At 68.0% G+C, this 23362-nt stretch carries 21 protein-coding genes; 15 read left to right on the top strand and 6 right to left on the bottom strand.

The window, feature by feature from the left end; all coding sequences use genetic code 11:
* On the bottom strand, window positions 1-418 hold a 418-nt coding region (locus tag KRR55_RS15335), incomplete at its 3' end, for a hypothetical protein (protein ID WP_217389977.1).
* Between the two features lie 138 nt (window positions 419-556).
* On the opposite strand from KRR55_RS15335, the gene KRR55_RS15330 reads away from it, so the two are divergent.
* From KRR55_RS15330 to KRR55_RS15265, 14 genes are all read left to right on the top strand, one after another.
* Complete coding sequence (locus KRR55_RS15330; protein WP_217389976.1) at window positions 557-1390, top strand: tetratricopeptide repeat protein; 834 nt, start codon at window positions 557-559, stop codon at window positions 1388-1390.
* A 15-nt stretch (window positions 1391-1405) separates the two neighbouring features.
* Window positions 1406-2398, top strand: a complete 993-nt coding sequence (locus KRR55_RS15325; RefSeq protein WP_217389975.1) for an HAD-IIA family hydrolase — start codon at window positions 1406-1408, stop codon at window positions 2396-2398.
* Between the two features lie 14 nt (window positions 2399-2412).
* Window positions 2413-2631 carry a hypothetical protein gene (locus tag KRR55_RS15320; RefSeq protein WP_217389974.1) on the top strand — a complete coding sequence of 73 codons (219 nt, stop codon included), beginning with the start codon at window positions 2413-2415 and terminating at the stop codon, window positions 2629-2631.
* Window positions 2628-3434, top strand: a complete 807-nt coding sequence (locus tag KRR55_RS15315; protein WP_217389973.1) for a TlyA family RNA methyltransferase — start codon at window positions 2628-2630, stop codon at window positions 3432-3434. Before KRR55_RS15320 ends, KRR55_RS15315 begins: the two co-directional genes overlap by 4 nt.
* Window positions 3435-3488: 54 nt before the next feature.
* Window positions 3489-4523, top strand: coding sequence for an NAD kinase (locus tag KRR55_RS15310; protein ID WP_217389972.1), 1035 nt, complete (start codon window positions 3489-3491; stop codon window positions 4521-4523).
* The gene (gene recN / locus KRR55_RS15305; RefSeq protein WP_217389971.1) at window positions 4520-6253 is read left to right on the top strand and encodes a DNA repair protein RecN; all 1734 of its coding nucleotides are present in this window, start codon (window positions 4520-4522) and stop codon (window positions 6251-6253) included. Before KRR55_RS15310 ends, recN begins: the two co-directional genes overlap by 4 nt.
* 86 nt (window positions 6254-6339) lie before the next feature.
* Window positions 6340-8028 (top strand): CTP synthase, encoded by a 1689-nt coding sequence (locus tag KRR55_RS15300; RefSeq protein ID WP_217389970.1) that lies wholly within the window; start codon window positions 6340-6342, stop codon window positions 8026-8028.
* A 4-nt stretch (window positions 8029-8032) separates the two neighbouring features.
* Window positions 8033-8698: an NUDIX domain-containing protein gene (locus KRR55_RS15295; RefSeq protein WP_217389969.1), complete on the top strand. Its 666-nt coding sequence runs from the start codon at window positions 8033-8035 to the stop codon at window positions 8696-8698.
* A gap of 162 nt (window positions 8699-8860) precedes the next feature.
* Window positions 8861-9787 carry a site-specific tyrosine recombinase XerD gene (gene xerD / locus KRR55_RS15290; RefSeq protein WP_217389997.1) on the top strand — a complete coding sequence of 309 codons (927 nt, stop codon included), beginning with the start codon at window positions 8861-8863 and terminating at the stop codon, window positions 9785-9787.
* 15 nt (window positions 9788-9802) lie between these two features.
* Window positions 9803-10360 carry an 8-oxo-dGTP diphosphatase gene (locus tag KRR55_RS15285; RefSeq protein WP_217389968.1) on the top strand — a complete coding sequence of 186 codons (558 nt, stop codon included), beginning with the start codon at window positions 9803-9805 and terminating at the stop codon, window positions 10358-10360.
* Between the two features lie 47 nt (window positions 10361-10407).
* Entirely contained in the window at window positions 10408-10926 is a 519-nt protein-coding gene (locus tag KRR55_RS15280; protein ID WP_217389967.1) for an RNA polymerase sigma factor, read from the top strand.
* Window positions 10913-12277: a hypothetical protein gene (locus KRR55_RS15275; RefSeq protein ID WP_217389966.1), complete on the top strand. Its 1365-nt coding sequence runs from the start codon at window positions 10913-10915 to the stop codon at window positions 12275-12277. Before KRR55_RS15280 ends, KRR55_RS15275 begins: the two co-directional genes overlap by 14 nt.
* A 185-nt stretch (window positions 12278-12462) precedes the next feature.
* Window positions 12463-14526 carry a caspase family protein gene (locus KRR55_RS20365; RefSeq protein ID WP_254456253.1) on the top strand — a complete coding sequence of 688 codons (2064 nt, stop codon included), beginning with the start codon at window positions 12463-12465 and terminating at the stop codon, window positions 14524-14526.
* A gap of 4 nt (window positions 14527-14530) precedes the next feature.
* Window positions 14531-16156, top strand: a complete 1626-nt coding sequence (locus KRR55_RS15265; protein WP_217389965.1) for a gluzincin family metallopeptidase — start codon at window positions 14531-14533, stop codon at window positions 16154-16156.
* 103 nt (window positions 16157-16259) lie between these two features.
* Here KRR55_RS15265 and KRR55_RS15260 read toward each other — a convergent pair whose 3' ends face one another.
* The 4 genes from KRR55_RS15260 to KRR55_RS15245 are packed head-to-tail and all read right to left on the bottom strand — an operon-like array spanning window position 16260 to window position 20505.
* Window positions 16260-17396, bottom strand: coding sequence for a bifunctional 2-methylcitrate synthase/citrate synthase (locus KRR55_RS15260; RefSeq protein ID WP_217389964.1), 1137 nt, complete (start codon window positions 17394-17396; stop codon window positions 16260-16262).
* Between the two features lie 17 nt (window positions 17397-17413).
* Window positions 17414-18343 carry a methylisocitrate lyase gene (gene prpB, locus KRR55_RS15255; protein WP_217389963.1) on the bottom strand — a complete coding sequence of 310 codons (930 nt, stop codon included), beginning with the start codon at window positions 18341-18343 and terminating at the stop codon, window positions 17414-17416.
* Window positions 18343-19860 (bottom strand): MmgE/PrpD family protein, encoded by a 1518-nt coding sequence (locus tag KRR55_RS15250; protein ID WP_217389962.1) that lies wholly within the window; start codon window positions 19858-19860, stop codon window positions 18343-18345. Before KRR55_RS15250 ends, prpB begins: the two co-directional genes overlap by 1 nt.
* Window positions 19861-20505: a GntR family transcriptional regulator gene (locus KRR55_RS15245; RefSeq protein ID WP_217389961.1), complete on the bottom strand. Its 645-nt coding sequence runs from the start codon at window positions 20503-20505 to the stop codon at window positions 19861-19863.
* Window positions 20506-20668: 163 nt separating this feature from the next.
* On the opposite strand from KRR55_RS15245, the gene KRR55_RS15240 reads away from it, so the two are divergent.
* Window positions 20669-22570, top strand: a complete 1902-nt coding sequence (locus tag KRR55_RS15240) for an AMP-binding protein (protein WP_217389960.1) — start codon at window positions 20669-20671, stop codon at window positions 22568-22570.
* Window positions 22571-22609: 39 nt separating this feature from the next.
* Here KRR55_RS15240 and KRR55_RS15235 read toward each other — a convergent pair whose 3' ends face one another.
* Window positions 22610-23320, bottom strand: coding sequence for a response regulator (locus tag KRR55_RS15235; protein ID WP_217389959.1), 711 nt, complete (start codon window positions 23318-23320; stop codon window positions 22610-22612).
* Window positions 23321-23362 lie beyond the last annotated feature (42 nt).

Here is a 23362-nt window from a genome sequence, read left to right as displayed (position 1 = left end):
TGAGGACCGTGGCGGCGATGATCGCCGTGAAGGCGGTTTCAAGCCTCGTGAAGATCGCGGCGGCTTCAAGCCCCGCGAGGACCGTGGCGGATTCCGTGGCGGCGACGATCGCCGTGAAGGCGGTTTCAAGCCCCGCGAGGACCGTGGCGGTTTCAAGCCCCGCGAGGACCGTGGCGGTTTCAAGCCCCGCGAGGATCGTGGCGGTTTCAAGCCTCGTGAAGATCGCGGCGGCTTCAAGCCTCGCGAGGACCGTGGTGGATTCCGTGGCGGCGACGATCGCCGTGAAGGCGGCTTCAAGCCCCGTGAAGATCGTGGCGGTTTCAAGCCCCGCGAAGACCGCGGCGGATTCAAGCCCCGCGCCGAGAGCAGCACCGCTGACCTCGAGGCACAGCGCGACGAAGCGATCCGTCGCACTCACAACCCTGCCGACCTTCGCAGCTCCAACAGCCCGGAACGCGGACGTTCACCGGAAATTGATGACGATGTAACTGGCAAGGAACTGGACCGCATCACCCGTGCGGAACTGCGTTACCTTGACGACGTCAACAACGAATGGGTGTCCAAGCACCTGGTCATGGCCGGCCGCTTGATCGATATCGATCCGCAGCTTGCCTACGAGCACACCATCGCAGCTTCCCGTCGTGGCGGCCGCGTTGCAGTTGTTCGCGAAGCCGTCGGCCTCGCCGCATACGCTGCCGGCGAGTTCGCCGAAGCACTGCGCGAATTCCGCACCCACCGCCGCATCAGCGGCAACAACCTGCACCTGCCCTTGATCGCGGATTCCGAACGTGGAATCGGTCGTCCGGAAAAGGCCCTGGAAATTGCCCACAGCGAGGTCATCGAGACCTTGGATACCAATGGCAAGGTCGAAATGGCCATGGTCGCTTCCGGTGCCCAGAACGACTTGGGCAACCTCGAGGCAGCCTTGGCTGAACTCGAGATCCCGCAGCTGGACCTGAACCGCGCGTTCAGCTACAGCCCGCGTCTCTTCTCGGCCTACGCCGATGCCCTGGAAAACCTGGGCCGCAATGAAGAAGCAGCGACCTGGCGCAAGCAGATCTCCGTGGCCGAGGAAGCTCTTGGCACCGGAGAGTTCGCCGAACCGGACATCATCGACCTCGGCGAAGACGATGAAACCGATGCGCGCCGCCCGCGTGCCCGCGACATCGTCGACTCGGAAACACCTTCCTCGGAAGACAGCGACGAATCCTCGGAAGATGCAGTAGAAGAGGGAATCTCCGACGAAGACGCCGTCGACGTTGTCGATGCCTCCTCGCTGGAGGAAGTGGCCGAGGAATCGAACCCGGAACTCGATGAAGAGGCCCCGGCCGTCATCGAGACCAACGGAACGTCCCCGGTCATCGACCAGGACGAAAACGACGAAAAGTAGGAACTCGATTCATCCATGCTGATCTCAGGTTATGACGCGCTGCTCGCCGATCTCGACGGCGTCGTCTATGCCGGCAACGGTGCAATTCCCAAGGCCATCGATGCCTTGAACCGATTGCAGGACCACTCGGTCGTCCTGGCGTACATCACGAACAACGCCTCACGATCGCCGGGTGCCGTTGCGGCGCACCTGATTCAGCTGGGCGCTCCCGCGTCTGCCGAGCAAGTATTTGGCTCGGCGGACGCGGGGGCCGAACTCCTTGCCCAAAAACTGCCCCAGGGTTCCAAGGTCCTGGTGGTGGGCAGCTCCTACCTACGCGACTGCGTCAGTTCCTTCGGAATGGAAATCGTAGCCAGCCACCTGGATGTGCCCCAAGGGGTCATCCAGGGTTTCGACCCCTCGATTGGCTGGCGGGACCTGGCCGAAGCAGCCTACGCGATCCACGGTGGGGCCGTCTGGGTCGCCACCAACACCGATCGGACCATTCCGCGCGCCGAGGGCATCGCCCCGGGCAACGGATCCCTGGTTGAGGCCGTCGCCGCCGCCACAGACGCACAGCCACTGGTGGCCGGCAAGCCCGAGCCACTGCTCTTCCGCCGCGCGGCGGAAACCTTCCAGGCCACCCGCCCGCTGGTGGTGGGCGACCGGCTCGACACCGACATCCTCGGCGGCAACAACGCCGGCTACAGCACCGCGTTGGTGCTCACGGGCGTGGATTCGGTGCGTACGGCGTTGGCCGCGCGCACCGCCGAGCGCCCCGACTTCATCCTTGCCGACCTCTCCGGGCTCTACGAGACCTACCCCGTCATCGAGGTCACCGGATTCGGCATCCGCTGCGGCACGGCCCTGGCCTCGGTCAACGGCGAAACCATCACCATCGATGGCGACGAAGCGAACCTGGATTCCTGGCGTGCGGCATGCGCGGCCTGGTGGCTCGCACACCCACGACAGGAACACGCCGTGGAACCGAAGCTCAGCTTTTCCCAAATCGTCGGTAGCAAGCCATAGGCTCGAGGGTGATGATGAGCAACAACCACACACCACCTGACAACGACGGCCCCGGCGCTCCTGTGCCCGGGCCGCGTCCGGCGGCATCCACGGAATCCGGCCGGCCGACCACCGACCTCGGGGTACTGGAAACCCTGGCCTCGACGCCCGTTGCCGAACACCTGGCCATCTTCGAGGACCTGCAGGCCTCGTTGACCGCCGACCTGGATGCCACCTCGTTGGAGCAGGCATGAGCCGCCTCGACCAGGAACTGGTCACCCGGTCCCTGGCCCGTTCGCGCACCGACGCCGCCCGGCTGATCGCCGACCAGCGCGTGCGCGTCGACGGCATGATTGCCACGAAGGCCGCCAAGAACGTTGCCGAAACCTCGGCCATCACCGTCCAGGCCGCCGCGGGCGAGGAATTCGTGAGCCGGGCCGGCCACAAGCTTGCCGGCGCATTGGCCGCATTCTCCCTCATCGAGGTCGCGGGAAAGCGCTGCCTTGACGCCGGCGCGTCCACCGGCGGATTCACCGACGTATTGCTGCGCCGCGGCGCGGACCACGTCGAGGCCGTCGACGTGGGGCACGGGCAGCTCGTCCCCGAACTGCGCGCCGATGCCCGCGTCCACGTCCACGAGGGCATGAACGTGCGCTACCTGGACCCCGCAGACATCGGGGGAGAGGTGGCCCTGGTCGTGGCCGACCTGTCATTCATCTCGCTGACCCTGGTGATGGGCGCCCTGGCCGGCGCCACCGAGCAGGACGGCGACCTGGTGCTCATGGTCAAGCCCCAATTCGAAATCGGCCGCGAACAACTCTCCCGCACCGGGGTGGTGCACAGCCCCGACCAGCGGCGCAAGGCCGTGGATGTGGTGATGGCCTCGGCACACGATGCAGGACTGGGCGTCAAGGGGCTGGCACGCAGTCCGCTGCCTGGCCAGGACGGCAATGTCGAATTCTTCCTGTGGCTGGGCAAGGACACCGGACACAATCCGGAGGCTTCCCCACAACCCCGCGTCGGGACCGACGCCTGGCCGGACGTTGACTATTCTTAGACTGGTGGCATCTGAACCGATGTCCTAACCTTCGGTCCGCCGAGGAAGGAACTCATGCGCAGGATTTTGGTCCTCACCCACACCGGACGAAACGATGCCCTTTCAGCAGCGGTTGACACCTGTTCCCGGCTGCGGGATGCCGGACTCATCCCGGTGATGCGCCGCCTGGAAATGCAGGCAGTGCGCAACACCCCGGAGGGCGAGGACATCGAGGTCGAGATCCTCGACGAAGACACCAGCCTCAAGAACATCGACCTGGGCGTGGTGCTTGGCGGGGACGGCAGCGTGCTGCGAGCCGCCGAACTTGTGCGCAACGCCGGGGTGCCGCTGCTCGGGGTGAACCTGGGGCACGTGGGGTTCCTGGCCGAAAGCGAACGCACGGCCCTGAAGGAAACCGTCCAATGGGTCGTTGAGCGCCGCTACACCGTCGAGGAACGCATGACCATCGACGTGCAGGTCTGGCTGGACAACCGCCGGATCGCCCACACCTGGGCGCTGAACGAGGCGGCGGTCGAAAAGGCCAACCGCGAACGCATGATCGAGGTGGTGATGGAGGTCGACGGCCGCCCGCTGAGCACCTTCGGCTGCGACGGCGTCGTCATGGCGACCCCCACCGGCTCCACTGCCTATGCGTTCTCCGCCGGCGGGCCGGTCGTCTGGCCCGAGGTCGAGGCCCTGGTCATGGTCCCCATCAGCGCCCACGCGCTTTTTGCCAAGCCCTTGGTCGTCGCCCCGACCTCGCTGCTGGCAATCGAGATCCTGACCCGCACCGATGCCGGAGCGGTGCTCTGGTGCGACGGCCGGCGCACCATCGAACTGCCGCCGGGGGCCCGCGTCGAAGTCACCCGCTCCACCAAGCCGGTGCGCCTGGCACGGGTGAACCAGACGCCGTTCTCCGAACGACTGGTCAACAAGTTTGAACTACCCATCCAAGGCTGGCGCGGACCCGTTGAACCCGGGGAACGCGAGACGGCCACGACCGCCCTGCCGGTCATCACCCCGGCGGTGCAGGTCATCGAGCCGCGCCACCACGCGCCCAAGCCCGAACCGGAAACCCTCGGGGACAAGGATCATCGGAGGCAACTGTGATACAGGAAATACGCATCAGCGACCTGGGTGTCATCTCCCAGGCGACCCTGCCGCTGGGCCCGGGCTTCAGCGTGGTCACCGGTGAAACCGGTGCCGGCAAGACCATGGTCATCACCGCGCTCGGGCTGCTGCTTGGGCGCCGCGCCGATGCCGGGGCCGTGCGCCACGGCGCCAAGCAGGCGGTGGCCGACGCCACGCTCGTGCTGCCGGCGACCAGCAAGGTCCTGGACCGTGCCGAGGAGGCCGGGGCGCTGGTCGAACGCTTCGATGACCAGGCCGAGCTGATCATCACCCGCACCTTGTCGGCCGAGGGACGCAGCCGTGCCTCCGTTGGCGGGAGGGCCGCCCCGGTGGGCGTGCTGGTCGAGTTGGGCGAGGACCTGATCGCGATCCACGGGCAAACCGACCAGCTGCGGCTCAAGGGGGCAGCTGCGCAACGCGCCTCGCTGGACAAGTTTGCCGGCGCCCCGCTGGCCAAGTTGCTGTCCACCTACCAGGAGACCTTCGACAAGTGGGGCAGCGCCTCCGCCGAGCTGGAGGAACTCGCGGCCGCATCCCGCGAACGCATCCGCGAGGCCGAGTCCCTGCAGGCGGCACTGGAGGAAATCGACGCCGTCGACCCGCAGCCGGCCGAAGACGCCGAGCTGAAGAACCAGTCGTTGAAGCTTTCAAACATCGAGGCGCTGCGTTCCAACGCGAACCTCGCCCACGAGTCCCTGAACACCGAGGACTACGAGGCGCCCAGCGTCATCTCGCTGGTGGAAATCGCCAGGCACGCCCTGGAACAGGTGGCCGCCGATGACGCGGACATCAAGTCCCTGGCCGAGCGGCTCGGCGAGATCGGCATCCTCGCCGCCGAGGTGTCGACCGACCTGGCCGGCTACCTCTCCGACCTGGACGCCGAGGGACCCGAACGGCTCGCGGCGCTCGAGGAGCGCCGGGCCGACCTCAACCGGCTGATCCGCAAGTACGCACCCGACATCGACGAGGTGATCGCCTGGGCCGACACCGCGCGCAAGCGGCTGGCCGAGATCCAGGGCGACGACGGCCGCATCGAGGCGCTGCGCGCCGAAACCGAGGCGCTGCGCCTTGAGGTCGCCGAGCTGGCGGCGAAGCTCTCGAAGCTGCGCGCCAAGGCCGCCAAGGACCTGGCCGCCCGCGTGACGGCCGAGCTGGCCGCCCTGGCCATGCCGGATGCGAAGTTCGTTCTCGAACTCGAAAAGCTGGCCGACCCCAACCGCTTCGGCATTGACGCCATCACCATGCTGCTCCAGCCACACGCGGGTTCCTCCCCGCGTCCCCTGGGCAAGGGGGCCTCGGGTGGCGAGCTCTCCAGGGTGATGCTGGCCATCGAGGTGGTGCTGGCGGCCGTCGACCCCGTCCCGACCTTCGTCTTCGACGAGGTGGACGCCGGCGTCGGCGGCAAGGCGGCCGTCGAGATCGGCAAGCGCCTGGCCATGCTGGCCAAGCACGTCCAGGTGATAGTTGTCACCCACCTGCCGCAGGTGGCGGCCTATGCCGACCGGCATGTGCGGGTCATCAAGTCGTCGAACGCGTTGGCCGCCGACGGCGCGGGATTCACCGCCAGCGACGTGGTGCTCCTGGACGAGGCCGAGCGGGTGCGCGAATTGGCGCGGATGCTGGCCGGCCAGGAGGATTCGTCCACGGCGCAGGCGCATGCCGAGGAGCTTCTCGGCGAGGCGCAACTGCTTGTGAGTTCGCTTTCCTGAACCCCGGATTCCGCCTGTCGGATCGAGCGAGCCTGTAGAGTCTTTCCCAACCGTCCAACAACGAAAAGGTGATAGGGTAGAACCCCGTGGTGCAACGTAATCTTTCTCGTGATTCCCGGTCGTCTGAAACGACAAAGCATATCTTCGTCACTGGTGGCGTGGCCTCTTCCCTCGGAAAGGGATTGACGGCTTCCAGCCTCGGTCACCTTCTGCGGGCACGTGGGCTCTCCGTCACCATGCAGAAGCTAGACCCGTATCTCAATGTGGATCCGGGCACAATGAACCCCTTCCAGCACGGTGAAGTCTTTGTCACCGATGACGGCGCCGAAACCGATCTCGACATCGGGCACTACGAGCGCTTCCTGGACGAAAACCTCACCGGCATGGCCAATGTGACCACCGGACAGGTCTACTCCGAGGTCATCGAGAAGGAACGCCGCGGCGACTACCTCGGCGACACCGTGCAGGTCATCCCGCACATCACCGACGAAATCAAGCGCCGCATGCGCCTGCCGGCCACCGAGCCGGGCAAGGGCAAGAAGGCCCCGGACGTGATCATCACCGAAATCGGCGGCACCGTTGGCGACATCGAGTCCCAGCCGTTCCTCGAGTCGGCCCGCCAGGTCCGCCAGGACATCGGCCGCGGCAACGTCTTCTTCGTCCACGTCTCCCTGGTGCCGTACATCGGCCCCAGCCAGGAACTGAAGACCAAGCCGACCCAGCACTCCGTGGCGGCGCTGCGCTCCATCGGCATCCAGCCCGACGCCCTGGTGATCCGCTCCGACCGGGATATCCCGGACGAGATGCGCGTGAAGATCGGCCGCACCTGCGACGTCGATCCGGAAGCAGTGATCAACTGCGCCGACGCCCCGAGCATCTACGACATCCCCGTCGTGCTGCACGCACAGGGCCTGGACGCGTACATCGTCCAGCACCTGGGCATGAAGTTCAAGGACGTGAACTGGTCCAAGTGGAACAAGCTGCTTGACGCAGTCCACAACCCCAGGCACCACCTGGAAATTGCGCTGGTCGGCAAGTACATCGACCTGCCCGACGCCTACCTCTCGGTCACCGAGGCGCTGCGCGCCGGCGGCTTCGCCAACAAGGCCAAGGTCCAGATCCGCTGGGTTCCCTCCGACGACTGCTCCACCACCGAAGGCGCCAAGAAGGCCCTGGCCGGGGTCGACGCGATCTGTGTTCCCGGGGGCTTCGGCATCCGCGGGCTCGAGGGCAAGCTCGGCGCACTGAAGTTCGCCCGCGAAACCGGACTGCCGACCCTGGGCCTGTGCCTGGGCCTGCAGTCGATGGTCATCGAGTACGCACGCAATGTCGTGGGACTGGCCGACGCCTCGTCGACCGAATTCGAGCCGAACTCCAAGCACCCGGTCATCGCCACGATGGAAGAGCAGCTGGACATCGTCGACGGCAAGGGCGACCTGGGCGGCACCATGCGCCTGGGACTCTACGACGCGACCCTCACCGAGGGCTCGGTCATCGCCGAGACCTACGGCAAGACCGCCGTCGCCGAGCGCCACCGCCACCGCTACGAGGTCAACAACGCCTACCGTGCGCAGATCGCGGAGGCCGGCTTGGTCTTCTCCGGCACCTCGCCGGACGGCAAGCTGGTCGAGTTCGTGGAACTGCCCAAGGACGTGCACCCGTACTACGTCTCCACGCAGGCCCACCCGGAGCTCTCCAGCCGTCCCACCCGCCCGCACCCGCTCTTTGCAGGGCTGGTCAAGGCCGGGTTGGCACACCAGAAGGCCGGCAAGTAGCACCATGGCAACGACAGACGGCGAGGCGCTGGGCGATTCGTTCAGCCCTCGCCGCCTGCTTAAGTCCGAGACCGTATACGACGGGCGCATCTGGGACGTAGTGCAGGACACCTTTGAATTTGCGCCCGGCGCGGCCCCGCTGGTGCGGGACTACATCGACCACCCCGGTGCCGTGGCGGTGCTCGTGCTCAACGAGGCCGACGAGGTGCTGATGATCAACCAGTACCGCCACCCCGTGCGCATGAACCTGTGGGAAATCCCCGCCGGGCTCATGGACATTGAGGGGGAGCCGCCGCACCTCGCCGCCGCACGCGAACTCGCCGAGGAAGCGGACCTCGTCGCCGAGGACTGGGCGGTCCTGGTGGACCTGTTCCTGTCCCCGGGATCCTCCTCGGAGGCGATCCGCATCTACCTGGCCCGCCATGCGCACCCGGTCCCCGACCACGAGCTCCATGAGCGCACGGACGAGGAAGCCGACATGACCCTGGCCTGGGTTCCCCTGGACGAGGCCGTCGCCGGCGTCCTGGGCGGGCGGATCCACAACCCCTCCGCGGTTGCCGGACTGCTGGCCGCCGTCGCGGCCCGCGCCGACGGCTACGCCTCGCTGCGCCCGGTCGACACCCCGTTCGAGGCCCATCCCCGGCTGCGCTCCCACGAGCCAAGGCTCTAGGGGAGGGGCGCCATGTCCCCGGACACGTTCGAGCCGGCCACCATCGGGCTTGCCGAGGTCGGTTCGGTCCCGGCCACGATCCGGCTGACACCCATCGCCCCGGCCCCGGCCCCGGCCGCCGTCGCGCCGGCTGTCGTCGCGCCCGACCCGGCGACCCTGCCCATGGGCAAGCACCTGGCGACCTACCTGCAGCACCTGGCCGTGGAACGCGGCATGGCCAAGAACACCGTCAGCGCCTACCGCCGGGACCTGTACCGATACGTGTCCTACCTGCACACCAGGGACGTGCACGAGCCCGCCCAGGTCAACCTCGGGCACCTGACTTCCTTTGCCCAGGCGGTGCGCGACGGGGCGGACGGCGCCGCCCCGCTCAGCGCCCGGTCTGCCGCCCGCACCATCGTCGCGGTGCGCGGGGTGCACAAGTTCTGGGAACTGGAGGGCCTGGCACCCACGAACCCCGCCGTCGACCTTCATCCGCCGGCCCCCGGGCGCCGGCTGCCCAAGGCGATCAGCGTCGAACAGGTCACCGCGATCCTGGACTCGGTCTCCATCGAGACCTCCGCCGGCCTGCGCGACAAGGCCATCCTCGAATTCCTCTATTCCACCGGTGCCCGCATTTCGGAGGCCGTGGGCCTGGACGTCGACGACCTGCACCTGGAACGCCCCGCCAGCGGGCCGGCGGTGGTTCGGCTCTTCGGCAAGGGCTCCAAGGAACGCATCGTGCCGCTGGGGTCCTACGCCATCGATGCGCTGAACGCCTACCTGGTCCGCGGGCGGCCCGAACTGGTGGCCAAGGGCAAGGGCACCGCGGCCCTCTTCCTGAACCAGCGCGGCGGGCGGCTCTCGCGCCAGTCCGCCTGGTCGGTGCTCACCAAGGCCGCCGAGCGCGCGGGCATTGAACAGGACGTCTCCCCGCACACCCTGCGCCATTCCTTCGCCACCCACCTGCTCGAGGGCGGCGCCGACGTGCGCGTGGTCCAGGAGCTGCTGGGCCACGCCTCGGTGACCACCACGCAGGTCTACACGCTGGTCACCGCTGACACCCTGCGAGAGATCTACGCGGCCGCCCACCCGCGGGCCAACAACTAGGGAAGGTTCCCCGCCATGCCCCAAGCGTCCGCCAAAACCCCCACCAGGGTCGTGTTGTGCCTGCCGGTGGTGAGTGGAACCGACGGCACCCGGGTGCTGCTGGGGCTGAAACAACGCGGGTTCGGTGCCGGCCGGGTCGTTGCCCCGGGCGGAAAGATCGAGCCGGGGGAGAGTCCCGAGGCCGCCGCGGTGCGCGAACTCCTCGAGGAAACCTCGCTGGTCGCCGACGCCTCGTCGCTGCTGCCCGCAGCCCGGGTCTACTTCCGCTTCCCCGCGAACCCCGACGCTGACATGGACTGCACGATCTACCTCACTTCGGCTTTCACCGGCCTTGCCCTGCCCTCGGCCGAACTTGCCCCGGAATGGCATCCGGTGGCGAACCTGCCGTTGGAGCGGATGTGGGACGATTCGGCGCTGTGGCTGGGGCGGATCCTGGCCGGCGAACGCTTCGACGCCATGGTGCGGCTTGCCCCCGACAACGAATCGGTGGACCGTTTTTCCACCGTCAACTGGCCGGGAAACGGAATTCCCGACCTTGATGCAACCGAAGCCGACTTCCCGGACATTACCTAGGCATGAGGGTGCACCCGAACCCGGGTGCCGTGAGGGGGAGGGAACCCATGGGAGCGAGAACCGCGTTGCATGTGGAAGAACTGCACCGGCAGTACTCCCAGCGCGTTTACGGATACGTGTACCGGCGCACCAGCGATGTGCAGTCCGCCCAGCAGATCACCAACGACGTTTTCCGCATCGCCTGGCAGCACCAAAAGGAGCCGTCGGAAGATGCGTTGCCGTGGCTGCTGGTGACGGCGCGGAACCTGGTCGCCAATGAGTACAGGGCCCAACGCCGCCAACGCAGCCTCATCGAGAAGCTGGGCAGCAGCGAACTGGCCCGCCGCCCGCAGCCGGAGAACGATCCCGGCGCCGCGGTCCGCGAAGTCCTGAACACCTTGCGCCCGCAGGAACGCGAAATCCTCATGCTCGCCTATTGGGATTCCCTGAGCCTGAATGAAATCTCGACGATCCTCAGATGCTCGCCCGATTCGGCCAAGTCCCGGCTCTTCAGGGCGCGCAAGGCCTTCTCGAAGAAGGCCCCCAACCAGATGTTGAAGGGTGGAACCTCAAATGGACAACATTGAACAGCTCCTTCGAGACGCCGACCCCCGCATGCACCGAGACTCCGGCGGGCCGCTGCCCCTTGACCTCGACGAGCCTGGCCCGGTATTCGCCCAACAGCCGGTGCACAAGAGCGCCAGGCAGCGGCGTTCGTGGGTCCCCGTGGCCTTGGGTGCCATGGTCACCGCCGCCGCGGTGGCGGCGGTCGTCGTCTGGTCGCCGTGGAACGCCCCGCTTCCGGACCCGCTCCCGGCCATCACACCCACGCCGAGCCCCACAGCCCCCGCGCCCTCGGGGACCGGCACGGCCGATCCGACCTCGCGGCCGGAATCACTGCAGCTGCCCAACGGGCTGTTCCCCGCCTACGACGGCGCGCACTTCGCCGACGACGCGGCGTGCCGGGCGCTGTCCCTCCCCGAAATGCAATTCGCCGACGTCAACGGCAAGCTCAGCAATCCGGGCCTCGAGGCCGAGGCCTTCGCGCTCATCGGCTGTCTGGACGGATTTGCCGCCTTCACGCCGTCGGAGCAGTACCGCACCGAGCTCATGGTCGACGACGTGGCCGCCGGCATGCTGATTGCCAAGTGGAATCCCGAAGCCGGGCACTGGGCCAGTTCGCCCGTGAAGCTCGCCGAGGACGGCGTGGAAGTGCATCAGGAATACCTTAGCTGGCCCCTGCTGCGTGGCTACACCTACGAGGCGGATGAGACTGCCGAGCAGCGCATGAACCGGGCCATCAAGGACAAGGGCATTCCCGCAGAAGTCGCCGAGACCCTCTTCGGGCCGAACGAGCCGTCGTGGATGGAGACCGAGACCGGTGCCGAACGCATCACCTACGACAACACGCTCCTGGAGGTCACCCACCCGTCGTGGGACATGTACGAGATCATGCGAGACCAGAACGGCAAGGTGCTTGAGTCGGCCGTCGCGGATCCGAGGGAGGCTTCCGTCTACCAGCTGATGTTTTTCGATTCGCACGGAAAGGCGGTCTTCAACCTGGGGTTGTTCACCGATGACCGCGCGGGCCAGGACGAATCTGAAACCTGCGACGACCCCTCGGGGACATACACGCTGCATGGCCTGAGCCCGACCTCCGTGGCGGTGGACGAAGGGAAGCTGGCCTTGGGCCTGGTCACCGAAACCGACGTCTTCGGGATCGAGCGCTCCACGGTTTCGCTGGTTCCGGCCGACAGCGCCACGGAGGGAAGGCTGTGCGACCTGGCCACGTCCTTCCACCTGGACGGGAAGATGCTCCAGTCCGAGGCCTGGACCGGCTACCTGGGGTTCAAGGACGCGACGGAACGGACCGCCTACCTGCAGTCCAGCGAGTACCTTCGGGCCCGTGAGGTGGCCGCCTCGCTCGAGATTAGGTAGGGGGCGTTGGCTCCGGGGGATCCGTCCGAATAGCCGGGCGGATCCCCCGGACGGTGGTGAACGGCCTGCCGCCGGCATCCCGATCGCCCCCTTGTACCGCCCCGGTCGATAACGGTCTGGTAATGCCCGGCGGTCCATGCTATTGCTGAGGTATCCACCGCACAGCACCTGACAGGAGCGGATCAATGGCATTGCTGACGGCCCGGGGAACGGGCCCCGAGGGGGACGGCGCGGCCCGGGCCGCCCTTCCGGCGGGAATCGACCCGCAGGCGCTCAAGCCCCATCTGGTCAACCTCTCGGACGGCCGCTTCTCCAGCGGCGGACAATTGCGCACCACCCCGGAGGACATCCAGGCGATCTTCGCGCGCCACCTGCCCGAATTCGTCGCCGCCAACGGCGGCCGCGACGTGCCCCTGCTCTTCTGGGCCCACGGCGGCCTCGTGGATGAAAACTCGGGCATCGCCGGGGCCGCGCGGCAGATCCCGTGGTTGCTGGCCAACGGGGTCTACCCGATCTTCTTCATCTGGGAAACCGGGCTCTTCGACGCCATCGAGACCCTGCTCGGCGCCGCCCCGCGCGAGGCGGCCCTCGGCGCCCCGGCCGAGCGCGGCTTCCTGCAGGACGCCTGGAACAAGGCCTTCGAACTGCTTGCCAGGCCCGTGGGACCCAAGATCTGGGGCCAGATGAAGCTCAGCGCCGCCCAATCCGTGGCAGACGACGGCGGTGCCCTGTACGTGGCCCGGGCGCTGGCCGAATTCGTGGACGGCAACCCGCAGGCGGTCCAGCTGCACGCGGCGGGGCACTCGGCCGGGTCCATCTTCCATTCCCACTTCCTGCCGGCCTACGCGGGGCTTGATGCCGGCAAGGGATTCTCCACCCTGAACCTGCTGGCCCCGGCCATCACCGCCGAGGACTTCAAGGCGCGGCTGCTGCCGCTGCTGGGCGCCGCCAACGGGGTCGACCACCTGGGCATGTTCTCCATGAACCGGGAGCTGGAGGAAGAGGACAACGTCATCGGCGTCTACCGCCGCTCGCTTCTGTGCCTGATCCGCGCCTCGCTGGAGGTCGACCCCAACACCCCGCTCCTGGGCCTGGCCGAATCGGTGGCCGCCGACGACCAGCTGACCCGGCTCTTCGCCTCCGACCGGGCCGACGCGACCTGGTCGATAGCCGGCGGCGGCCCGAAAGCCGGGCGCAGTGCCGCGACCTCCCATGGTTCCTTCGACAACGACCCCGACACCATGACCAGCGTGCTGTGCCGGGTGCTGGGCCGCGAGGATGTCATCGGCTACGACGCCGCCCGGCCGGTGCCGGTGCCGGCGCCCGCGGCCGCCATGCACCCGGCACCGGCGCTCGCGGTGCCGCCCGCCCCGGTCCTGGCCCGGCCCGGGACGGGCGGGGACCGGTACGCCCTGTGCGTGGGCATCAACGACTTCCAGAACCTGCCCCGGGGCTCGTGGCTCAACGGCTGCGTGAACGACGCCAACGACTTTGCGCAGATGCTGGGGGCCGGATACGGATTCGCCGACGGCCAGATCGAGGTGCTCACCGACGGCGCGGCCACCAAGGCGGCGGTCATGGGCAGGCTGGGCGAGGCCATGGACCGGGCGGCGGCCGACGGGCTCAAGCACCTGGTCTTCACCTTCTCCAGCCACGGGACCCAGATCCCCGACGCCTCGGGCGACGAGGCGGACCAGGCCGACGAGGCCTTTGCCACCTACGACCTGGACCAGGCGGGGGACCAGTGGGATCCCGCCACCCTGATCTCCGACGACGAGCTGCACGACCTCATTTCCCGGGCCGGGCCCGGGGTGCTGGTGGAGGTCGTCCTTGACACCTGCCACAGCGGCGACGGGCTTAAGGCGCTGGACCTGCTGCCCGGACGCCGCCCGCGGTTCGTGCCCCCGCCCACGCCGATCGGCCTGGAACGGACCGCGACGGCGGATCCGCGGGCCTTCCGCGACCTGGTGTCGCGCTCGGCACGGGGAACCCGCCCGGTGCTGCTGGCAGGCTGCCGCTCCGACCAGACCTCTGCCGATGCGGTGTTCGACGGACGCTACAACGGCGCGTTCACCTACTACCTGCTCGGGGAACTGCGCACCGACCCCACCCGCAGCCGCCGGTCGATACTCGCCGCGGTCACCAAGTCGCTGGCCAAGGGCCGCTTTGACCAGCGCGCCCAGCTTGAGGGGCCGGCCGCAGCCAAGGACTCTCCGTGGGGGAGCGCCTTCGCCGGCGCGGCCAGGTGAGGCGATGCACGTCCTGCCGCCGCATCGCGCCGGGGACCTGAGCTCGCTGACGGTGCTTGCCCAGGGACCGCATTCACTGGATTCCGCGGGTCTGCTGATGACCCACACCCTGCGTGTTCCCAGCGAACGGCTGCTCACCGGCCCGTTGGGCGCGCGCCTGGAGGTGGTGGTGCTGGGTCCGCGGGGCCGGAGGGAAAACCAGGTTCTGGGAAACGGCCAATGGGGGGCGGAGGACATCGGGCCACGGCCGGATCCGTCCCGGCTGCCGACCGACCGCCGCTTCCTGGCCCAGCAGGCCTACGCGGTGGCGGCACACACCCTGGCCTCGTTCGAGAGGGCGCTGGGGCGGCGAATGGGCTGGGCCGGCGGGGCCAGGCTGAAACTGTACGCCAATGACCGGATCGACTACCGCAACACCGGCTACACCCGGCCCGACTGTTCCATCCGGTTCGGCATGATCGAGGATTCGCGGCACCGGACCAAGCTCCCGCTGGTGCTGTACCGGGACCTGGTGGCCCACGAGGTCACCCATGCGGTTGTCGACGGGTACCGCCCGCGCTGGGGAGATGCGCTGGCCGGCGCCGACCAGCTGGCGCTGCACGAGGCGCTGGCCGACCTGCTGGCCATGCTGGGGGTGTTCACCGCAGAACCCGTGGTGGAAAAGATCATTGCCGGGGAACTTGCAGCCTGCGGGGGAACCCTGGAATCCATCGATTCGACGCTGCTGGCCTCGGGGCTCTTCCGCTTCGCCGACAACCTGTTCAGCCACGGCCGGTCCGCCCGCGATCCGCTGACCGGCGACCTGCCCCGGGACTGGCGCGAGGACGTGGAACCGCACCGCCGGGCCGCCGGCGTCGTTCGCGCGGTGTTGGGAACCGTGCTGCGTTTGTGGCGGGCCGAGCTGGGACGCCCCGGGCGGCGGTCCAGCGTCCACCAGGTGGCGGCCGCGGGAGCCCGGATCGGTGAGCGGGTTCTGAACATGCTGTTGCGCGGCCTGGCCTACATGGCCCCGGTGGATGTGGGCTGGGAGGATTTGCTGCGCGGAATCCTGGCCGCCGACGCGGTGGTGGTCCCGCAGGACGGGCGCAACTACCGCGGCACCCTGCGCGCCTGCTTTGCGGAGGTCGGAATCGTCACCGGCCCGGAACGGGCACTGGACGGGATCTCGGCCCTGCAGGACCTGAACTACCCGGTCCGGCTCTCCGCCCTGGGTTCCGACCCCGACGAGGTGCTGCGCTTCATCTGGGACAACCCCGCGCTGCTGGACGCGGCGAAACTGGATCCGGCCGCCAAGATCACCATCGACAGGGTGCGCCCCAGCCTGCGGATCAGCCCCGACGGCTTCGCCGTTTCCGAGATCGGGGCCTCCTTCGTCCAGGAACTGCGCCTGGCCCGGTCCGAGGCCGCGAGGCTGGGCCTGCGCACCACATCCGCGGTGGTGTTGCGCGGCGGGGGCCTGTTGCGCTTCGACGAGGGCGGACGCCTGTGTTTTGCCGCGTTGAAGCCGCTGCTTGATGCGGGGAGGCAGCAGGAACTGCTCGACCGGGCCGACGAGGCCCGAAGCGCCGCCCAGCGCATCGGTGCCTCGATGTTTCATCCACCGGCGGCAGCGGGGCCTCCTTCAGCTTGATCCGCAACACCGGCGAGGGAGCATTCAGGCGCATGGCCCCGGGCACGGAAAAGGCCGCCCGGGGGAGCACCATGTCTCCCGCCAGGCGGCCATTTACGTTGGCTCAGAGCGCGCGCTGCTCCGGGCCGTTGTACTCGGACAACGGGCGGATCAACGCGTTGGCCGCGCGCTGTTCCATCACGTGAGCGGTCCAGCCGGTGATGCGCGAGGCAATGAAGATCGGCGTGAACATGTCGGTGTCGAAGCCCATCAGGTGGTACGTCGGGCCGGCCGGGTAGTCGAGGTTGGGCTTGATGCCCTTGGCCTCGTCCATCGCGGCCTCCAGGCCGTCGTAGAGCCCCAGCATCTCGCTGCGGCCGTAATAGGCGATCATCTTGTCCAGCGCGGCCTTCATGGTCGGCACGCGGGAGTCGCCGTGCTTGTAGACGCGGTGCCCGAAGCCCATGACCTTCTTCTTGGCTGCCAGGGCGTCTTCCATCCAGGCCTTGGCGCGTGCCGCGGCATCCTCCCGGGACTCGTTCTTGTCGATACCGATTTCCTGGAAGGTGTGCATGACGGCCTCGTTGGCTCCGCCGTGCAGCGGTCCCTTGAGCGCGCCGATGGCCGCGGTGACGGCCGAATGCAGGTCCGAAAGCGTGGAGGTCACCACGCGTGCGGTGAACGTGGAGGCGTTGAAGGAGTGCTCCGCGTAGAGCACCATGGACACGCGGAACGCGTCGACCACCTCGGGGGCGGCCTCCTCGCCGAAGGTCATCCACAGGAAGTTCTGCGAGTAGTCCAGGTCCTCGCGCGGCTCGATGACGCCCAGGCCGCGGCGGCGGCGCTGGTCGTAGGCGACCACCGCCGGGAACGCGGCAAAGAGTTCCTTGGCCTTGATCAGCTCGGCCTCCGGGGATGAATCCCCGGCCAGGGCGTGGTTTGCCCCAACGACCGAGACCGCGGTGCGGGCCACGTCCATTGGATGGCAATCCAGCGGCAGCAGGTCGATGGCGGCCTTGACGTTGGAGGCCAGCGCGCGCCCGGCGCGCTCGGCGGCCACGAAGTCGGTGAGCTCGATTTCGCTGGGCAGCTCGCCGTTCCACAGGAGCAGCGCCACTTCCTCGAAGCTTTTGCCGGCCGCCAGGTCCTGGACCGGGTATCCACGGTAAAGCAGCGAATTCGTGTCCGGGTTGACCTTGGAAACGGCCGTGTAGTCGACAACGACCCCGGCGAGGCCCTTCTTGATCTCAGTTTCAGTCATCACTTCGCTCCTGATTCCTACAGATTCGCGTTATTTGTGTGGATATCCAGATCCGGGACCTGGAAATTGAAGATCCCGTTGTCAAAGCGGTTGTACGCCTCGTAGTCAACCAGTTCGTACAGACGCGCACGCGTCAACATTGAATCTACCCGAGACTCCTGGGATCCGTCGGCAGCAATCGCATCCAGCACGCGCTCGGCCTCGCCCATGGCGCTGCGCAGCAGGGTCACCGGGTAGATGACCATGGCCACGCCGGTGGCCGCAAGCTGTTGGCGGGTGAAAAGCTCGGACTTGCCGAACTCCGTCATGTTCGCCAGCACCGGGACATCCACGGCCGCGCACACCGCCTCGAACTCGGAGAGGTCCTTCATGGCCTCGGGGAAGATGGCATCGGCGCCGGCATCCACCAGTGCCTTGGCCCGGTCGACGACGGCTCCCAGGCCCTCGACGCCGCGCACGTCGGTGCGCGCCATGATCAGGAAGTTCGGGTCGCGCCGCGCGTCGGCTGCGGCGGCAATGCGCTTGACCATGGTGTCCAGGTCGACGACGTTCTTGCCGTCCAGGTGGCCGCAGCGCTTGGGGTTGAACTGGTCCTCGATGTGGCAGCCGGCCAGCCCGGCATGCTCGAGTTCCTGGATGGTGCGGGCCACGTTCATGGGCTCGCCGAAGCCGGTGTCGGCATCGACCAGGGCCGGCAGGTCGGTCATCCGGGCGATCTGCCCGGCGCGGGTGGCCACCTCGGTGAGCGTGGTCAGCCCGATGTCCGGCAGCCCCAGGTCGTTGGCCAGCACGGCGCCGGAGATGTAGACGCCGTCAAAGCCCTTTTCCTCGATCAACCGGGCCGAGAGCGGGTTGAAGGCCCCGGGGAACTGGCGCGCGGTGCCCGGAACGAGCATCTCGCGCAGGGCCGCGCGCTTCTGCTCGGGGGTGACGTTGGAGTACAACATTAGAACAATCCCTTCGGGGCGGCGGCGAGGTCGATGACGCCCGGTGCCGCAACGATGTTCAGCGCATCGAGCTCTCCGGCTCCCAGCTTCTCCAGGTTCTCGGCCGCGGCGATGAAGCGGTCGATTTCGTCGTCCTCCACCAATCCGGCGGCCAGGGTGCGGAACTTGTTGATGTACTGCTCGCGGGCGAACGGGCGGGCGCCGAGCGGGTGGGCGTCGGCGACGGCGATCTGGTCGGTGATCACGGTGCCGTCGGCCAGGGTGATTTCCACCGACCCGCCGAAGGCCTTCTCGTTGATGTCCAGCGAGTGGTAGCGGCGGGTCCACTCCGGGTCTTCCTCGGTGGTGACCTTGTTCCACAGCTCGATGGTGTCGGGGCGGCCGGCGCGCTCCGGGGAGTACGAATCCACGTGGTGCCAGGTGCCGTCCTGCAGGGCGACGGTGAAGATGTACGGGATCGAGTGGTCAAGGGTCTCGCGCGATGCCGTCGGATCGTACTTCTGCGGGTCGTTGGCGCCCGAGCCGATCACGTAGTGGGTGTGGTGGCTGGTCTTGATGAGCACCGAGGCGACGTTCTTGGCGTCGGCTGCCTCCGGGTGCTCGCGGTTCAGCTTGCGGGCCAGATCGATCCAGGCCTGGGCCTGGTACTCGGCGGAGTGCTCCTTGGTGTAGGTGTCAAGGATGGCGCGCTTGGCCTCGCCTGCCTCGGGCAGCGGCACCTCGTAGGCGGCGTCCTTGCCATCGAGCATCCAGGCGATCACGCCGTCCTCGCCCTCGTAGATCGGCACCGGGGAGGTCTGGCCGCGCATCGCGCGGTCTGCCGCCTCGACGGCCATCTTGCCGGCGAATGCCGGGGCGTGGGCCTTCCAGGTGGAGATTTCGCCCTTGCGCGACTGGCGGGTTGCGGTGGTGGTGTGCAGGCCCTGGCCGACGGCCTGGAAGATGGTCTCGACATCCAGGCCCAGCAGGGTGCCGATGCCGGCGGAGGCCGACGGGCCCAGGTGCGCCACGTGGTCGATCTTGTGCTTGTGCAGGCAGATGGCCTTGACCAGGTCGACCTGGATCTCGTAGCCGGTGGCGATGCCGCGGATCAGGTCCTTGCCCGAGGCGCCGGTGTGCTGGGCGACGGCCAGGATCGGCGGGATGTTGTCGCCCGGGTGGGAGTACTCCGCGGAGAGGAAGGTGTCGTGGTAGTCGAGCTCGCGCACGGCCACGCCGTTGGCCCAGGCCGCCCACTCGGGGGAGACCTTCTCGGTGATGCCGAAGACGGAGGCGCCCTTGCCGCCGGTGGACGGGGCGTGGGTCAGGGCCTGGGCGCGGGCGGCGACAATGGGGCCGCGGTTCAGCGAGGCAATGGCAACGGAGGCGTTGTCGATGATGCGGTTGATGATCATCTCGGTGACCTCGGCGGTGACCGCTACGGGGTCGGCGGCGACTGTGGCGATCTTGTGCGCGAGCTGGTCCTCGCGGGCAAGGTTTTCTTCACTGCGGTAGACGCGTACTGGGTGGTTGATCATTTAGGTGTCCTCTCTGGAACCGGCATGGTTTTTGATGTGTTCAAGACTGTGGTGAAGGTGCAACTGCGTGGCCGCCGCGGCGACCTCCGGGTTTTGTGCGGCGATGGCCTCTGCGATTGCTGCATGTTCGAGGGCCGAGGTTGCCAGGCGTTCGGGGTCGTCCTGGGCCAGGCGGCGGACCCTGGCCAGGTGCACCCGCAGGGAGCGCAGGGCCTGCTCGATATAGGGGTTGGCCACTGCCGCATCGATGCTACGGTCAAGTTCGCCGGCGAGCCGGTAGTAGGCCTCGCGGGTTTCCGGGTCGGTGGAGCGTCCAGCTTCCATGAAGCGGGAGCGCAGCGCGGCAAAGACCGCGGGCTCCGCGTTTCGCGCGGCAATGCGGGCAGATTCGACCTCAAGGGCCCGGCGCAAGGCAAAGAGGTCATCGACGTGCTCGTGGGAGACGTCGGAGACGACAGTGCCGCGGCCGCGCTGCTGCACAGCCAGGCCGTCGGCGACCAGTCGCGCCAGTGCCTCGCGCAGCGGGGTCCGTGAAACACCCAAGCGTTCGGCCTGTTCCACTTCGCCCAGCACGGCACCGGGACGCAACCGCCATTCGACGATGTCGGTTCGCAGTGCCTCGTAGGCCTTGTCGCTTGCCCTCATGCCACCAATTGTATACAGAAAACCCGAGAAGTCACGTAATCGATGGAAATTGGTTCGAAAACTTTGGGGTTGTGTATACATTGATCTTGAAAATGTGTGGCGACAGTCATATGCTCGGTGAAGCCCGAAACAAGCACGCGACACGAATGGATGGACGGTTCGCATGGCACCGACATACGCGCAGAGATTTGCCGAAGCCAAGAACGACCCCGCGGCCTTCTGGCTCAGGGAAGCGGCAACAATCGACTGGGAACGGCCTCCTGCCACGGGTTTGGATGCCAGCCGCGCACCGATTTACGCCTGGTACCCCGACGGGATCCTCAACGTTTGCCACAACGCCCTGGACCGCCACGTGGCCGCGGGCCGCGGGGAGAGCACCGCACTGATCTACGATTCCGCGGTGCTGGGCATCAAGGAACGCTTTAGCTACGCCCAGCTGCTGGCCAAGGTCGAGACCTTCGCCGGCGTGCTGCGGGACCAGGGGATCGGCACGGGGGACCGGGTGCTGATCTACCTGCCGATGATCCCGCAGGCGCACATCGCCATGCTGGCCTGCGCGCGCATCGGCGCGGTCCACTCGGTGGTCTTCGGCGGCTTCGCCCCCAAGGAGTTGGCGGCCCGCATCGACGACGCCGCCCCCGCCGCCATCGTCACCGCCACCGGCGGCATCGAACCCTCGCGCCGCATCGAGTACCTTCCGGCCGTCGCCGAGGCCATCGGCATGGCAAGCCACAAGATTTCCACCGTCATCGTTTCCCACCGCGAGGGCTTCGCGCACCAGCGAAGCGAGTACGCGGGCACCGACACCGCCTGGCACGACTGGGACGAGCTGGCCGCGGTGGCCGAACCCGCCGCCGCGGTTCCGGTGCCGGCCACCCACCCCCTCTACATCCTCTACACCTCGGGCACCACCGGCGCGCCCAAGGGAGTGGTGCGCGATTCCGGCGGCTACGCGGTGGCGATGGACTTCTCGATGCGCAACATCTACGGGGTGGGACCCGGCTCCACCATGCTCACGGCCTCCGACGTGGGTTGGGTGGTCGGTCACTCCTACATCGTCTACGGCCCGCTGATCGCCGGGGCCACCACCGTGCTCTACGAGGGCAAGCCGGTGGGCACCCCCGATGCCGGGGCCTTCTGGCGGCTGATCGCGGACCACAAGGTGGACACGTTCTTCACCGCCCCGACCGCGCTGCGCGCCATCCGCAAGGCCGACCCCGCGGCCGAGCTCATGGCCGGGTACGACCTGTCCAGCCTGAAAAACTTCTTCGTGGCCGGTGAGCGGCTGGACCCGGACACCTACGTGTGGGCCGGGGAAAAGCTCGGCGTGCCGGTGGTGGACAACTGGTGGCAGACCGAGACCGGCTGGCCCATCGCCGCCAACCCCGTGGGACTTGAAGTGCTGGAAATGAAGGCGGGATCGCCCACGGTCCCGGTGCCGGGCTACGACGTGCGGATCCTCGACGGGCTCGGGGCCGAGGTGGCGGCCGGCGAGGAGGGGAACATCGCCATCAAGCTGCCGCTGCCCCCGGGCACCCTGGCCACGCTGTGGGGCAACGACGCCCGCTTCATCGAGACCTACCTGGAGCACTTCCCGGGCCACTACGCCACGGGGGACTCGGGTTACCTCGACGCGGACGGCTACCTCTTTGTGATGGGCAGGACCGACGACGTCATCAACGTCTCCGGGCACCGGCTCTCCACCGGCGCCATGGAACAGGTCCTGGGCTCCCACCGGGCGGTGGCCGAATGCGCGGTCATCGGGGTGGCCGACGAACTCAAGGGCCAGCGGCCCAGCGGGTACGTGGTGCTCAAGAGCGGGGCGGCGATCTCCGAGGAGGAGCTGGCCGGGGAACTGGTCGCGATGGTGCGGGCGCACATCGGCCCGGTCGCGGACTTCCGCGAGGTCCGCATCGTGGCGGCGCTGCCCAAAACCCGCTCGGGCAAGATCCTGCGCAAGACCATGCGGCAGATCGCCGACGGCAAGCCGTACGCGGTGCCCTCCACCATCGAGGACCCCGCGGTGATCGAGGACCTGATCCCGTTCCTGCGGCCCGCGGGCTGATCCAGGGAAACGGGGCGGCCCCGCGCGCCGGCCGCGGCCTCAGTCGGTGCGCCGCCAGGTGTATTCGTACTCCGGGCGGCCCCGGGTCCCGTGCCGAGGGGCCTTGGCAACCGCCTTGGTCTCGGCCAGGTGCTCCAGGTAGCGCCGGGCCGTGACCCGCGAGAGGTCCAAGAGTTCGGAGACCTCGGTGGCCGAGAGCGCTGCGCTCGCCGAGCGCAGGGTCTCGGCGATGGCACCGAGGGTTTCGGCGATCAGCCCCTTGGGCAGCGGCGCCGGGCCCACGGAGCGCAGCGCGGCAAACGCGTTGTCGATCGACTCCTGCGAGGCCGAGGACCCAATGGTGCGCAGGTTGAGGCGGAAGTTGCGGTAGTTTTCCAGCTTCTCGGAAAACGCGGCGAAGCCGAAGGGCTTGATCAGGTACTGGGTCACGCCGGCGGAGATGGCGGTGCGCACCACGGTCAGGTCCCTGATCGCGGTGATCGCGATGATGTCCACGGTGCTGCCGCGACCGCGCACCCGCCGCGCGACGTCCAGGCCGTGCAAATCCGGCAGGTTCATGTCCAGCAGCACCAGGTCGATGGGGGTGCCCGCCGCCTGCGCCGTATCCAGGGCGGCGAAGGCCTCTTGGCCGCTGTGCGCGATGGCGTGCACCTCGAAGCCGGGGACGCGGGCGACAAACTTGGCGTGCGCGGCGGCGGTGGTGGCCTCGTCGTCAACCACGAGAACGCGGAGGTCTCTGTGCGGATCCATGTACCGGTGCTTCCTGGGGCTAGGTCGTCGGGGGTGATCGGG

This window comes from Paeniglutamicibacter quisquiliarum (assembly GCF_019084045.1).
In the GTDB taxonomy this organism is placed as follows: Bacteria; Actinomycetota; Actinomycetes; order Actinomycetales; family Micrococcaceae; genus Paeniglutamicibacter; species Paeniglutamicibacter quisquiliarum.
The sequence above is the reverse complement of the archived record's forward strand: the minus strand, read 5'-3'. Positions and strand labels throughout refer to the sequence as shown.